At 64.7% G+C, this 13,537-nt stretch carries 13 protein-coding genes; 12 read left to right on the forward strand and 1 reads right to left on the reverse strand.

Features of this window, described 5'->3' with window-relative positions; translation table 11 throughout:
- The first annotated feature begins 70 nt into the window (after nt 1-70).
- The 5 genes from XH81_RS00855 to neuB all read left to right on the forward strand — a co-directional run bounded on the left by XH81_RS00855 (nt 71) and on the right by neuB (nt 5,867).
- Complete coding sequence (locus XH81_RS00855; RefSeq protein WP_271595639.1) at nt 71-1,273, forward strand: HAD-IIIA family hydrolase; 1,203 nt, start codon at nt 71-73, stop codon at nt 1,271-1,273.
- A 132-nt stretch (nt 1,274-1,405) separates the two neighbouring features.
- Nucleotides 1,406-2,425 (forward strand): NAD-dependent 4,6-dehydratase LegB, encoded by a 1,020-nt coding sequence (locus tag XH81_RS00860; protein ID WP_097668490.1) that lies wholly within the window; start codon nt 1,406-1,408, stop codon nt 2,423-2,425.
- 19 nt (nt 2,426-2,444) lie between these two features.
- Complete coding sequence (locus tag XH81_RS00865) at nt 2,445-3,629, forward strand: LegC family aminotransferase (RefSeq protein WP_245448745.1); 1,185 nt, start codon at nt 2,445-2,447, stop codon at nt 3,627-3,629.
- Nucleotides 3,622-4,800, forward strand: coding sequence for a UDP-N-acetylglucosamine 2-epimerase (neuC, locus tag XH81_RS00870; protein WP_097668488.1), 1,179 nt, complete (start codon nt 3,622-3,624; stop codon nt 4,798-4,800). Before XH81_RS00865 ends, neuC begins: the two co-directional genes overlap by 8 nt.
- Nucleotides 4,797-5,867, forward strand: a complete 1,071-nt coding sequence (gene neuB, locus XH81_RS00875) for an N-acetylneuraminate synthase (RefSeq protein WP_097668487.1) — start codon at nt 4,797-4,799, stop codon at nt 5,865-5,867. Before neuC ends, neuB begins: the two co-directional genes overlap by 4 nt.
- Here neuB and XH81_RS00880 read toward each other — a convergent pair.
- A complete protein-coding gene (locus tag XH81_RS00880) occupies nt 5,864-6,475 on the reverse strand; it encodes an acetyltransferase (protein WP_097668486.1) in 612 nt (203 codons plus the stop codon). The two genes, neuB and XH81_RS00880, sit on opposite strands and share 4 nt — an antisense overlap.
- A 198-nt stretch (nt 6,476-6,673) precedes the next feature.
- On the opposite strand from XH81_RS00880, the gene XH81_RS00885 reads away from it, so the two are divergent.
- From XH81_RS00885 to XH81_RS00915, 7 genes are read left to right on the forward strand one after another with little or no spacing between them, the layout of a single operon-like run.
- Nucleotides 6,674-7,723, forward strand: a complete 1,050-nt coding sequence (locus tag XH81_RS00885) for a nucleotidyltransferase family protein (RefSeq protein ID WP_097668485.1) — start codon at nt 6,674-6,676, stop codon at nt 7,721-7,723.
- Nucleotides 7,720-8,628, forward strand: a complete 909-nt coding sequence (locus XH81_RS00890; protein WP_095425641.1) for a Gfo/Idh/MocA family protein — start codon at nt 7,720-7,722, stop codon at nt 8,626-8,628. The genes XH81_RS00885 and XH81_RS00890 overlap by 4 nt, the downstream gene beginning before the upstream one ends.
- Complete coding sequence (locus tag XH81_RS00895) at nt 8,625-9,326, forward strand: acylneuraminate cytidylyltransferase family protein (protein WP_095425642.1); 702 nt, start codon at nt 8,625-8,627, stop codon at nt 9,324-9,326. The genes XH81_RS00890 and XH81_RS00895 overlap by 4 nt, the downstream gene beginning before the upstream one ends.
- Before the next feature lie 13 nt (nt 9,327-9,339).
- Nucleotides 9,340-10,161 (forward strand): SDR family oxidoreductase, encoded by an 822-nt coding sequence (locus XH81_RS00900; RefSeq protein WP_097668484.1) that lies wholly within the window; start codon nt 9,340-9,342, stop codon nt 10,159-10,161.
- Nucleotides 10,162-10,171: 10 nt separating this feature from the next.
- Entirely contained in the window at nt 10,172-11,695 is a 1,524-nt protein-coding gene (locus XH81_RS00905; RefSeq protein ID WP_095425644.1) for a hypothetical protein, read from the forward strand.
- Nucleotides 11,696-12,586, forward strand: a complete 891-nt coding sequence (locus XH81_RS00910) for a class I SAM-dependent methyltransferase (RefSeq protein ID WP_095425645.1) — start codon at nt 11,696-11,698, stop codon at nt 12,584-12,586.
- Nucleotides 12,583-13,515, forward strand: a complete 933-nt coding sequence (locus XH81_RS00915; protein WP_095425646.1) for a hypothetical protein — start codon at nt 12,583-12,585, stop codon at nt 13,513-13,515. The genes XH81_RS00910 and XH81_RS00915 overlap by 4 nt, the downstream gene beginning before the upstream one ends.
- The last annotated feature ends 22 nt before the right edge of the window (nt 13,516-13,537 follow it).

Consider the following 13,537-nt stretch of genomic DNA (forward strand, 5'->3'; position numbering starts at 1 on the left):
GACATTTGATCCTCGCATGGTCGCAGATTGGCGCTATGGCCCGCCAAACATGCTGTGAAAAGGGCACCTCATGTTGAGACAGGCCGCGATCCTCGTCGGTGGGCTGGGTACCCGGCTGGGTGAGCGCACGAAGCTGGTTCCCAAGCCGATGCTCGACGTCGGCGGACGGCCGTTTCTCGACACGCTGATCGACGAGCTGGTGCGCTATGGCGTGTTCGATGAGATTCTCCTGCTCGCGGGCCACAAGGCGGAGATGGTCGAGACGCACTACGCCGCGGCCGTCCGGGGGCGGACGCGAATCGTCGTGTCGCGCGAGACCGAGCCGCTCGGCACCGGCGGCGCGCTCGTGCATGCGCGCGATCTGCTGCACGATCGTTTCCTGCTGCTCAATGGCGATTCCCTGTTCGACTTCAACCTGCTCGATCTGATCGCCCGCGCGCATGACGGGCGCGTGCGCATGGCATTGCGTGACGGCGTCGTCGGGGATCGCTACGGGCGCGTCGCGCTCGATGGTGACATGGTGCGCGACTTCATCGCCCCGGGTGCGGGTGCGACGGGACCGGTCAATGCCGGCATCTACGTCATCGACAAGTCCGTTCTCGACGACATCGCGACGCTTCCCGCTTCGCTCGAGCAGGAGATATTCCCCGGACTTGCCAAGTCCGGCGAGCTGCGTGGCACGGCCTATCGCGGTTACTTCATCGACATCGGCATTCCCGATGATTTCGCGCGTGCCGATCGCGAACTACGCCAGCAGCTGCGGCGGCCGGCCGTGTTCTTCGATCGCGACGGCGTGCTCAATCACGATTCCGGATACACGTTCGAGACGCACAAGCTTGAATGGATCGAGGGGGCACGCGAGGCCGTGAAAGCCGTCAACGATGCCGGCTATTTTGCCTTCGTGATTACCAATCAATCCGGCGTCGCACGCGGCTATTACGAGGAGAATCACGTGGTCACGCTGCACCGGTGGATGGCGGACCAGATGGCGGAGGTCGGCGCACATATCGATGCATTCGAATACTGCCCTGATCACCCCGACGGAACCGTCGCGCGCTATTGCCGCATGAGCGACCGCCGCAAGCCAGCGCCGGGCATGATCACCGACCTCGTCAGGCGCTTCCCCGTCGACATGACACGCAGCATGGTGATCGGGGACAAGGAAAGCGACATGGAAGCCGCACAGGCGGCGGGCGTTGCGGGGCACCTGTTTGAAGGCGGGAATCTGGAGACGTTCGTAAAGCAGCGCCTGAGTCCGGTGGGCGAGGCTTAGGCACGCCACGAAAACTGCTGCATCCCCGGGCATTTGGCAGCCCCCAAGCGCTGCTCTGTTGCGCGCAACCGCCAGTGTGCTATAGCGCCATCTTGTTGCGAATACTGGCTTAATCGCCTTTTGGGGTCCGGCATGGCAGATCTGAGGGACGCCCGCGTCCTCGTTACCGGCAGCGACGGCTTCATCGGCTCGCACGTCGTCGAGGAGTTGGTCAAGGCCGGCGCCCGCGTCAAGGCGATCGTGTATTACAACTCCTTCAACTCCTGGGGCTGGCTCGACACGATACCGGCCGACGTCATCAAGTCCGTCGAGGTGGTCGCCGGCGACATCCGCGATCCCCATTTCATGATCGCGGCCGCGAGCGGCTGCACCGACGTGCTGCACCTGGCGGCGCTGATCGCCATCCCCTTCTCGTATGTCGCGCCCGACTCCTATGTCGAGACCAACGTGCGCGGCACCGTGAACGTGCTGCAGGCCGCGCGCATGGCCGGGGTGCGGCGCTTCGTTCAGACCTCGACCAGCGAGGTCTACGGCACCGCGCAGACGGTTCCGATCAAGGAGAGCCACCCGCTGGTCGGGCAGTCCCCCTACTCAGCCTCGAAAATCGCCTCCGACCAGATGGCGCTGTCATTCCAGGCTTCGTTCGACATGCCCGTCGTGGTGATCCGCCCGTTCAACACCTTTGGTCCGCGGCAATCGGCGCGCGCAGTGATCCCGACCGTTATCAGCCAGATCGCGACCGGCAAGCGCAAGATCCGCCTCGGCGCCGTCAGCCCGACGCGCGATTTCTCGTTCGTCACCGATACCGCGCGCGGCCTGATCGCGGGTCTCACGGCACCTGCGGAGCAAGTCGTCGGCCAGACCATCAATCTCGGCAGCGGCTTCGAGATTTCGGTCGGCGCGACCGCGCAGATGATCGCAGACGTCATGGGGACTGCGATCGAAATCGAGACCGACGAAGCGCGGCTGCGTCCCGCCAATAGCGAGGTCGAACGGCTCTGGGCCGACAATTCCAAGGCACGCCAGCAGCTCGGCTGGAGTCCGGAATTCGGCGGCATCGAGGGTATGCGCCGGGGCATGGTCAAGACGGTGAACTGGTTCACCAATCCTGCAAATCTGAGCCGCTACAAGGCTGACGTGTACAATGTCTGAGGCGATGGTGGACGGTCACGTGACGAGGACAGGCTTCGACCAAAAGACGATCGTCGATGCCGTGCGGCGCGCGGTGGGAACGCCGAACGGCATCCTCGGCCTGCACGAACCGGTGTTCGCCGGCAACGAGATCGTCTATCTCGAAGAGTGCATCAAGAGCACCTTCGTCTCCTCGGTCGGCCCCTTCGTCGACCGGTTCGAGCGCATGCTCGAAGAGGTCACCGGCGCCAAGCGCGCGGTCGCCGTCGTCAATGGCACAGCCGCGCTACATGCCTGCTTCATCCTCGCCGGTGTCGAGCCCGGCGACGAGGTCATTTCGCCGGCGCTGACCTTCATCGCGACGACGAACGCGATCGCCTATTGCGGCGCGACGCCGCATTTCGTCGACAGCTCGCTGGAGACGCTCGGCATGGACGCGCGCGCTCTCGCGGTGCGACTGGATGCGATCGCACAGAAGACTGCGACCGGCACCATCAACCGCCAGACCGGCCGCCGCATCGCGGCGATCGCCCCGATGCACACTTTCGGCCACCCGGTCGAGCTCGACGAGATTGCCGCGATCGCCCGCGACTGGGGCATCGCGCTGGTCGAAGATGCCGCGGAATCGCTGGGATCGACCTACAAAGGCCACGCGGTCGGATCGCAGGCGCGCCTTGCAGCACTCAGCTTCAACGGCAACAAGATCGTCACCACCGGCGGCGGCGGCGCCATCCTGACCAATGACGAGGAGCTGGGCCGCCGCGCCAAGCACCTGACGACGACGGCCAAGCTGCCGCACAAATGGGCCTTCATCCACGACGAGATCGGCTTCAACTACCGCCTGCCGAACTTGAACGCGGCGCTCGGCTGCGCCCAGCTCGAGCAGCTCGACGGCTTCCTGGCGAGCAAGCGCAAGTTAGCCACGGCCTATCAGCGCGCCTTTGCGGATGTTGCCGGCGTCCGCTTCTCGCGCGAGCCAAAGGACACCACGAGCAATTACTGGCTGAATGCGATCCTGCTCGACGAGGAAAATGCCGGCCGCCGCGACGACGTCCTCGCCGCGCTCAACGACGCCGGCTTCGGCGCGCGCCCGGCCTGGACCTTGATGCACAAGCTGCCGATGTTCGCGCAAAACCCCCGCGGCGATCTTTCCACCGCCGAATCCATCGAACGCCGGCTGATCAACCTGCCCAGCAGCGCCAGCATCAGGTCTCCCGATGAATAGTGGCGCGCGAAAGATCTGCTTCGTCACCGGCAGCCGCGCCGATTTTGGCCTGCTGGTCTGGCCGATGCGCGCGATCCGGGAAACTCCCGGCCTGACACTTCAACTCGTCGCCACTGGCATGCATTTTGCGCCGGAGTTCGGCTACACCTTCAATGCAATCCGCGACGAGGGGTTTGAGGTCGACGAGCGCGTCGAAACGCTGCTGAGCAGCGACACCGGCGCCGGCACCGCGAAATCGGTCGGCCTCGGCGTCATCGGCTTTGCCGATACCTTCACGAGGCTACAGCCGGATCTCGTCGTCGTGCTCGGCGACCGCTTCGAGATGTTCGCAGCCGCGCAGGCCGCGATGTTCATGCGGCTGCCGATGGCGCATCTGTTCGGCGGAGACGTCACCGAAGGCGCGGTCGACGAGTCCATTCGCCACGCCATCAGCAAGATGTCGCACCTGCATTTCACCAGCAATCAGGGCTCGACGCAGCGGTTGATGCAGCTTGGCGAGCACCCCTCGCGTATCCATACCATCGGCTCGGTCGGCATCGACGCCATCAAGCTTCTCGATCTGATGAATCGCGACGACATCGGCGGCGCGATCGGGATGCCGCTCGGCGAACGCAATGCGCTCGTCACGTTTCATCCCGTCACGGTCGAAGCCGGGCGCTCGGTCGCTGAACTGGATGAATTGTTCGCGGCCCTGTCGACGCTCGATCCCGCCTTTCGCTTCGTGTTCACGCTCGCCAACGCCGACGCCGAGGGTCGCGCCCTGAACGCCCGGATCGAGGCCTTCGCGGCCGGCCGGCCGAACACGATCGCGGTCGCCTCGCTCGGGCAGCTTCGCTATCTCAGCCTGATGAGCCAGGTAGATTTGGTGATCGGTAATTCCTCGAGCGGCGTGCTCGAAGCGCCCTCCTTCGGCGTTCCCACCGTCGATATCGGCGACCGTCAGAAGGGACGCGAGCGCGCGGCCTCGGTATTTCACGCAGCGCCCGATCGCGGCGCCATTGCCGCCGCGATCGCAGCGGGGCTCGAGCGCGGCCGTCAGGCCACCGTCAACCCTTACGGCGACGGCGAATCCAGCCGGCGATTTGCCGAGATCATCGCCGGCATCCCGGATTTCAGGCAGCTTCTGGTCAAGGGCTTTTACGAGCCACCGCCAGGTGGGGCGCAGGCATGACAACGCACACGCTGATCATCGCAGAAGCCGGCGTCAATCACGACGGAAGCCTGGAGACGGCGCTGGCGCTGGTTGATGCCGCCGCGGATGCCGGCGCCGACATCGTCAAGTTCCAGACCTTCAATGCGAAGGCGCTGGCGGGCAGCGCGGCAAAGAAGGCCGACTATCAGCAGCGCACGACGGCTGCTGACGAAAGTCAGCTTGCCATGCTGGAGCGGCTCGAGTTGCCGCGTGCCGCGCATCACACGTTGATCGAACGCGCCAGGGAACGCGGCATCGAATTCCTGTCGACGCCGTTCGACGACGCTTCACTCGCCTTCCTGCTGTCGCTGAAACTGCCGCGCATCAAGATCGGATCGGGCGACCTCACCAACGCGCCGCTGCTGCATGCGGCCGCGAAGGCCGGCGCGACGCTGATCCTGTCGACCGGCATGGCAACGCTCGGGGAGATCGAGGAGGCGCTGGGCGTGCTCGCCCATGGCTACGGCCCATCCGATGCCCCACCCGGCATCGCCGCCTTCCGCGCGGCGTGGCGCGATCCGGCGGCGCGCACGGCGCTCGCACAGCACGTGAGCCTGCTCCATTGCACGACCGAATATCCCTGCCCCATCGGCGACGTGAACCTCGCTGCGATGGCGACGATGCGGTCCGCTTTCCAGCTTCCGGTCGGCTACTCCGATCATACCGACGGTTTCGAGGTTTCGGTGGCCGCCGTCGCGCTCGGCGCGACGGTCATCGAAAAGCACCTGACGCTCGACCGCAAGGCGCAAGGCCCCGATCACGCTGCCTCACTGGAGCCTGACGATTTCAAGCGCATGGTCATGGCCATCCGCAACGTCGAGCGCGCGGTTGGCGACGGCGTGAAGACGCCAAAGGACTCCGAGATCAGGAACGTCCCTGTGGCGCGCAAGAGCATCGTTGCGGCGCGCGCGCTGAAGGCCGGCGAGACCATCGGCCCCGCCGACATCACCGCCAAGCGACCGGGCGCCGGCCGGCCACCGATCGACTATTGGTCGCTGGTCGGAACGGCCGCGCCCCGCGCGCTCGAGCCTGACGATCCGCTTTAACCTTGCAGCTTTGCCGGAACGCCGCGAAGGACGGACCCTGGCGGGCATGGACCCGTGACCACCGATCCCATCGCGACCAGCGTGTCGTTGCCGATCGCGATGTGGTCCCTGACCCGGCTGCCGAGACCAACGAAGCAATTCTCTCCGATCATCGCGCCTCCGCCGACCACGGTTCCCGGCGACAGATGCGTGCAATCGCCGATCCGCACGTCATGCTCGACGACGACAGCGGAATTGATGATGCAGTGATCGCCGATCCGGCTTCGCGCATTGACGATCGCGCCCGGCATGATGACCGTGCCTGCGCCGATCGTGGCTGACGGCGAGACGATCGCGCGCGGATGGATCACGGACGCCCAGCGCTTGACCTGCATGCGGCCGATCATCTGCCGGCGTGCGGGCCCCGCCTGCATCGATCCGATTCCCAACACGAAGGCGGCATCCGGATACTCTGGCGCGGCCTCGTCGGTTCCGAGATAGCTGACGTCGGCGAGCGTGGCGGGCTGGCGATCGAGGAAGCCGACGACCTTGAACTGGCCGGACAGCAGCGCCGCCTCGTAGACCATGACAGCATGCTCGCCGCCGCCGATGATGATGAGATCGTCCATCCCGATTCCCTTGCGCGGGGCCAATCTTACCGGGGGTACCCCGGGTCTTCAAACTGTTGATTCGGGCCGCGAAAAGCTTGGGTTAACAGGGCGGTTCAGGGGATGTCGTTGGGGTTGACGCCGCCTCTCGCAGCCGCGATATAGCAGGCTCAGCCGTGGGCCGCCCCCCAATATCTGGCGTATACGAGGCAGATTGCCATGAAATCCTGGCGTAAGGCCGTCGTTGGAACACAGGCGAGTGTGGGCGAGGCCATTGCTGCCATCGAGAGCGGAAGCATTCAGATTGCGCTCGTGCTCGACGACCAGAACCGCCTGCTTGGCGTGGTCACCGACGGTGACGTGAGGCGCGGCCTGCTGCGCGGCATCCCGCTCACCGGGCTTGCGACCGACATCATGAACCGCGCGCCGGTGTCGGCTCCAGCGACGCTGCCGCGCGAGGATCGCCTGCAGCTGATGCGGCAGAAGTCGATCAAGCAGCTTCCGCTTGTCGACGAGGGCGGCCATCTGGTCGTGGTCGAGACGCTCGATGAGCTGCTCGAACCGGCTCACTATCCGAACCCTGTCCTGATCATGGCGGGCGGCCTCGGCGAACGCCTGGGCGCGCTGACGCGCGACCTGCCGAAGCCGATGCTCAATGTCGGCGGCCGGCCGCTGCTCGAGACGATCGTGCGCAACGTCGTGCAGCAGGGCTTTGGCAACATCTTCATTTCGGTCAACTACAAGGCCCAGACGATCAAGGACTATTTTGGCGATGGCGCCGCCTTCGGCGCCACGATCCAGTACGTCCACGAAACGGAACGCCTGGGGACTGCAGGCGCGCTCGGCCTCTTCAAGACGCCGCCGGCTCTGCCCATGATCGTCACCAACGGCGACATCCTCACCACGATCAACTACGGGGCCCTTCTCGACTTCCACAACGCAACGCCGGCGGAAGCGACGATGGCCGTGCGCGAGCACAAGGTGCACGTACCTTATGGCGTGGTTTCCACGTCGGACGGTTTTCTCGATGCCATCCGCGAGAAGCCGACTGAGAGTTGGTTCGTCAGTGCCGGCATCTATGTGATCGGCCAGTCCGTGTTCAGCCATGTCACGCCCGGCATCAGCATCGACATGCCGACCGTGCTGGAGCGCGTGATCGCGGGCAAGGGACGGGTCGCGGTCTATCCCATTCGCGAATACTGGCTCGATATCGGCCGCCTGGAGGATTTCGAGCAGGCCCATGCGGAGTTTCACGAGGTCTTCCCGTGACCCCCACAAAAGCCGTCGTGGTTGGCCTCGGCTCGATCGGCACAAGGCATGCGCGCATCCTGCGCGAGCTTGGCCTAGGGGTCGCGACCGTCAGCCGCCGCGAAGGCGGCGACTACGGATCGATCGCGCAGGCCGTCGCGGGCGCGCATCCGGACTACGTGGTGATCGCCACCGAGACCGCGCGCCATGCGGACAATCTGAATGAGCTCGCGCAGGCCGGCTTCCACGGCAACGTGCTTGTCGAAAAGCCGCTCTTCGCAACACCGGCAGCGCCCCCGAAATATCCGTTTGCCCGTGTCAGTGTTGGATACAATCTGCGCTTCCACCCGGTCATGACGGCGCTTGCCGAGACATTAAGCGGCCGCGACGTGATCACGGTCGCCGCCTATGTCGGCCAGGACATCAGGGACTGGCGGCCCGGCCGCGATCACCGTGCGACCGCATCCGCCACGGCCGACGCCGGAGGCGGCGTGTTGCGGGATCTCAGCCACGAACTGGACTATCTCTTGTGGCTGTTCGGCCCGTGGCATCGCGTCGCAGCGCTTGGTGGCGCGTCAGGCGCGCGCGACATCGACGTCGACGACCACCTCGACCTGCTGCTCGATATGCAGCGGGCGCCATCGGTCCACGTCCACATGGACTATCTCGATCGGCAGGGCATCCGCCGCATTCGCGTCAATGTCGACGACGACACCATCGAAGCCGACCTCGTCGGCAGCCGCCTTGCTATCAACGGCAAGGCAACGGAGATCGCAAGCGATCGCGACCAGAGCTATCGCGACATGCATGTCGCGGCGATGCGTGGCGCGAGCCCGGCTTGCTCGCTGCCCGAGGCGCTCGGGGTCGTGCATCTGATCGACGCCAGCGAGCGTGCTCTGCGCACCAAGACCTGGATATCGCCATGAGCGCCCTCTGCACCATCTGCGCGCGGGGCGGCTCGAAAGGGGTCGTCGGCAAGAATGCGCGCGATCTCCTGGGCAGGCCCGTGCTCGCCTGGAGCATCGCGCAGGCGCGCGAGACCGGCCTGTTCGATGCGATCGCCTTCAGCAGCGATTCGGACGCGCTACTCGAGGCTGCCCTGAAGGCCGGCGCCGACATCGCGGTCAAACGTCCGGACGAGATGGCGACCGATACCGCACCGAAGCTGCCGGCGATCCGCCACTGTCTCGAGCAGGCCATCGCGCAAACGGGCCGGACGCCGGAGATCTTCGTCGATCTCGACGTCACCTCGCCGCTCAGGCTGGCCTCCGACATCACCGGTGCAGTCGCGCTGCTGCGCGAGAGCGGCACACGCAATGTCATTACCGGCGCACCGGCGCGACGCTCGCCCTATTTCAACCTGGTCGAGCAGCGCACCGATGGCAGCGTCGGCCTCTCCAAGACCGCCGATCCTCCGATCACGCGCCGGCAGGATGCGCCGCGCTGCTTCGACATGAACGCATCGATCTATGTCTGGCGCGTCGCGTCGTTCCTGGAGCACCCTGCGGTGTTCTATCCGGATACCCGCCTGTTCGAAATGCCGGAGGAACGCTCGATCGACATCGATTCCGATCTCGATTTTGTCCTGGTGGAGCTGCTACTGCGCCAACGACGGCCGGCCTGAGGAGCCTCAAGCGATGACCACGAGCTTCAAGGCTCTGTTCGATCTGACCGGCCGAACCGCCGTCGTCACCGGGGGATGCGGCATCCTTGGACGTCGCTTCGCCGAGGGCCTTGCCGAGTTTGGCGCCAACGTCGCGATCGTCGATCTCGATCAGGCCGCGACCGATGCTGCGGCAGCCGACGTCGCCTCGCGCCATGCCGTGGGCGCCAAAGGTTATGGCTGCGACATTACCGAGCCAAGTTCCGTCCGCAACACGGCCGAGGCGATCGAAGCGGAGCTCGGGCCGGTCTCGATCCTGCTCAACAACGCCGCGAGCAAGACCCGCGACGTCGATGCCTTCTTTGCACCCGTCGAGAAGTTTTCGCTGGACACCTGGCGGGAGATCATGGCGGTCAATCTCGACGGCATGTTCAACATCGCGCAAGTGTTCGGCGGCCGAATGGCCGAGCGTGGCTACGGCGCCATCGTGCAGACCGCCTCGATCTACGGCCTGATGGCGCCCGACCAGCGCATCTACGAAGGCTCCGAATATCTCGGCCGCGCCATCAACACGCCCGCGGTCTACACCGCGTCCAAGGCCGGCGTCATCGGCCTGACCAAGCACCTGGCGACCTACTGGGCGGCGAAGGGCGTTCGCGTCAACACCCTTACCCCGGGCGGGGTGGAGAGCGGGCAGAACGACACCTTCAAGGCGCGCTATGGGGCCCGCATCCCGCTCGGCCGCATGGCTCGCGCGGACGAGATGGTGGGGACGATGCTGTTCCTGGTGTCGGATGCTGCGTCCTACGTGACTGGCCAGAACATCGCCGTCGACGGCGGTCTGAGCGCCTGGTAGCGAAACATCGATGATCAAGCGCCTGGTCCAGAATACGGTGATTTCGGCGCTTGCCTTCGGCGTGGCCGCCTTGCTGGGCCTTGCGGTCATTCCACTGATCATCGGGACCTGGGGGGTGACCGAGTTCGGCCTCATCGTCATCTCGCGGCTGCTGCTTCCCAGCGGCATGATGGCGGTGCTCGACCTCGGCCTGTCCGAGGTCGCCACCCAGGTCGTCGCGCGCGCGAGAGAGCACCGCAATTGGACGCAGGCCAGCCGCCAGATCGCGTTCTTGGGGGTGGTCTCCATCGCTCTCACCTTGATCCTGAGCGCCGCCATTTGGTTCGCGACGCCGCTGTTCGTCATGGTGATGAAGGTTGACGCCGTCCATGTGGAGACGTTCACCCGGATCATGCACTACACGGCCCTCGCGAATCTGATCTTCGTTCCGGCACTGGTGTGGGAAGGGACCGTCAAAGGCTTCGAGCGCTACAATCTGCTCCGCGTTGCGGAGGTCACGTCAACGGCGGCCTATGTCGGCCTGACATTCGCAGCCTCGTGGGCGGCGGCAGGCTTTGAAGTGGTTGCCTACATCTATCTCGCCACGCTGGTGGCCCGCGCCGTCGTCATTGGAATTGCCGCCTTCGTCGCCCTGCGGCACAAGCACGTGCGATTGCTGCCATGGACCCCGGACATCCGGCAGGATATTCTGCACCGCTGTCTGCTGCTGCTGCAGGGCAAACTGATGGGCGGCATTTCCGGACCGCTTCAGCCGTTCCTGATCGGATTGCTGTTTGGGCCCAAGGCGGTCGGCACCTACGACGCGTTGGTGCGATTGTCGCGGGTTTCCAAAGTCGTCGTCAGCCTTCTGACATCCGCCTTGCTTCCCGTTGCCAGCCGCCTCGACGAGCGCGGCAGCGCGACGTCGTTCCAGCGCCTCGGCGACCTCGGCCTCGTCATGATGCCGATGTTCGTGGTGCCTCCGCTTGCCGCGACCGCGATCCTCTCGCCGGAGATCATGAATATCTGGATCGGTCCCCTCCTTGCGCCTTACGCGTTCTGGATGGGCCTGAGCTTCCTGGTTCCGATCTGTAGCCAATATGTGGCGATCGGCAGCCTGATCTTCCTGACGCGGCCGGAGGTGCAGTCCAGGCTCAACAGGCTGATAGCCGTTCAGCTTCTGATCTGGGCGGCGGTCTCCGCCGCGACGTTGCACCTGTTCGCGGAACGCGCCCTGATACTCGGCCAGGTCATCGGCAGTATCCTCATCCTGCCCTTGCAGCTGGGAGAGTTGCGCGGTGCACTCGAACTCGATCGCAATCGCTTCGCGAAGGTCATCGGAACCCAGTTCGCAATCCTTGTCCTGGCAAGCATTTTTCTAGCAACAATTGCAGGTTACATTCGGTTCGACAGCGTGCTAAAGCTCGCGCTCGGTTCCATGGTTTTCTGTCTGATTACCTGGACGCTCCAATACTTCCTCGTGCTTGAAAAGCGGCACCGGACTGTATTTCCAGCCGTCGGACAGCTGATGGGACTGACATCCAAAAGCAGTTGAATGAACATCCACGCGACAGACACGAAAGCCGCCATCTCAGGTTTCGCTCCGGCCTCGTTGTCGGACAAGGCGACGACTTATGCGCTGGATGCGGCAAGGAGCATCGGGCGTTTCGCGATGCGCCGCGTCAAACGCACGGCCGACGTCGTTGATTCCGAGTACAATCTATCGCATTGGCAGCGAACGCTGTCGGAAAAAGCCTGGACGAAGGCCGCAGGCATCGGCGAATTCCTGATCCCGAAGAATCCCGCGCAGGGTCTTCGCAAGGTCGACAACCAGATCTGCAGGGTCGCGGCCGACGACTATTATCGCTATCGCGCCAGGGCCCTCGGCGAGCTGCTCGCGCGGCACACGGGCGGCGCCACGGAGATCGTCGAGCTCGGCGCGGGCTGCGGCATCAACCTGCTGTCGCTTCACCTCAATCATCCCGACTGGAGGCTGCGCGGGTTCGACATCGCGCCGAACGGCATCGCCGCGGGCCGCGAGATCGCGGCGCATTATGGCCTGTCGGACCGGATATCGCTCGACAGGATCGACCTGACCGACGGCAACGACCCGAACTACGCGGCGATCAGAGACCAGGTCGTTTTCACCTATTTCTGCATCGAGCAAATTCCCTATGACGTGCGGAAGGTGGTGGACAACATCATTGCCGCACGGCCGAAACGCGTCATCAACATCGAGCCGACGACGGAGCTGCTGAACCTCGCAAGCCCGCGAGATATCGTCAGCTTCCTGTACATCCGCTCGGTCGACTACCAAACGCAGCTGTTCTCGACGCTCGACGATTACGAGCGACAGGGCCGCGTCCGCATCTTGGCGCGCGAACGCATGCCGTTCGCGCCGACGATCCACAATGATGGTTTTTTGTATTGCTGGGAGCCCACATGACAACCGTCGACACGACGGCTGATCGGCCTGCCCCGAAGAAGGCGAAGATCAGCCAGTTCCGCCGCCTGCTGTGGCACGTCAACCGCACCGATCTCGGATGGGTGCTGAAGGCGGCTCTGACCAGCCTGCAATTGCCGGCCCGCGCCAAACGTGTCGCGCTGCTGAAGCAGCTTCCGACGAAGCCCGAATGGGCCGAAGCGAGCCGCAAGCTCGACGAGGACGGCTACGTCGACGTGTCCGCGATCGTCGATCGCGGCCTCGCGGAAGCCGTCGCGTCGTTCGCCGACGGCAAGGTGAACCGCCTCCAGGAGCTGGTCGGCCGGCAGAAGGAAGGGCACAAATCGTTCTGGGTCAGCCTGCTCGACGAGGATCTCGTCAACGGCGCCTTTGCCACCGACCATCCGTTCGTGCGCTACGCCCTGCAGCCGGCTGCTCTGCGCATCATCGGCGACTTCATGCACGACCTGCCGCAATTGTCGGACGTGGTGCTGACGTTGTCGCAGCCGACACCGAACCAGGCGTTGAGCTTCTCCCAGCTGTGGCATCTCGACCACGACGACAAACGCGTCTGCAAACTCTTCATCTACCTGACCGATGTGCAAAACACCGCCGACGGTCCGTTCACCTTCATTCCGGCCGGGCCGTCGAAGGCGTTCCGCAACTCGCTCAAGAGCCACATGAGCGATGCGCAGGTGTTCGCCAAGACCGGTCCCGACGCGGTCAAGGAAATGATCGCGCCCCGCCTGTCGTCCTTCATCGTCAACACGGCACGCTGCCTGCACATGGGAAGCCGGATCCAGTCGGATCACAGCCGCCTGCTGTACACGGCGACCTACATCCAGCAGCCGCGCATCTTTCCCGAACCGCCGGCGCGTTTCCGCGCGGTCGGTGCCCTGACGGACCTCGAGCGCACCGTGATGCGGCTCTGACACGGACCTGCCGGGAGCTCAC

The sequence above is a fragment of the Bradyrhizobium sp. CCBAU 25360 genome, from assembly GCF_028128695.1.
Classification (GTDB): domain Bacteria; phylum Pseudomonadota; class Alphaproteobacteria; order Rhizobiales; family Xanthobacteraceae; genus Bradyrhizobium; species Bradyrhizobium ottawaense.

What these genes read in the sequence shown, in the direction of transcription:
- XH81_RS00855 (WP_271595639.1), top strand. Translation starts at nt 71, where the DNA reads ATGTTGAGACAGGCCGCGATCCTCGTCGGTGGGCTGGGTACCCGGCTG.
- XH81_RS00885 (WP_097668485.1), top strand. Translation starts at nt 6,674, where the DNA reads ATGAAATCCTGGCGTAAGGCCGTCGTTGGAACACAGGCGAGTGTGGGC.
- XH81_RS00900 (WP_097668484.1), top strand. Translation starts at nt 9,340, where the DNA reads ATGACCACGAGCTTCAAGGCTCTGTTCGATCTGACCGGCCGAACCGCC.
- XH81_RS00915 (WP_095425646.1), top strand. Translation starts at nt 12,583, where the DNA reads ATGACAACCGTCGACACGACGGCTGATCGGCCTGCCCCGAAGAAGGCG.
- XH81_RS00895 (WP_095425642.1), top strand. Translation starts at nt 8,625, where the DNA reads ATGAGCGCCCTCTGCACCATCTGCGCGCGGGGCGGCTCGAAAGGGGTC.
- XH81_RS00880 (WP_097668486.1), bottom strand. Translation starts at nt 6,475, where the DNA reads ATGGACGATCTCATCATCATCGGCGGCGGCGAGCATGCTGTCATGGTC.
- XH81_RS00905 (WP_095425644.1), top strand. Translation starts at nt 10,172, where the DNA reads ATGATCAAGCGCCTGGTCCAGAATACGGTGATTTCGGCGCTTGCCTTC.
- XH81_RS00910 (WP_095425645.1), top strand. Translation starts at nt 11,696, where the DNA reads ATGAACATCCACGCGACAGACACGAAAGCCGCCATCTCAGGTTTCGCT.
- neuC (WP_097668488.1), top strand. Translation starts at nt 3,622, where the DNA reads ATGAATAGTGGCGCGCGAAAGATCTGCTTCGTCACCGGCAGCCGCGCC.
- neuB (WP_097668487.1), top strand. Translation starts at nt 4,797, where the DNA reads ATGACAACGCACACGCTGATCATCGCAGAAGCCGGCGTCAATCACGAC.
- XH81_RS00860 (WP_097668490.1), top strand. Translation starts at nt 1,406, where the DNA reads ATGGCAGATCTGAGGGACGCCCGCGTCCTCGTTACCGGCAGCGACGGC.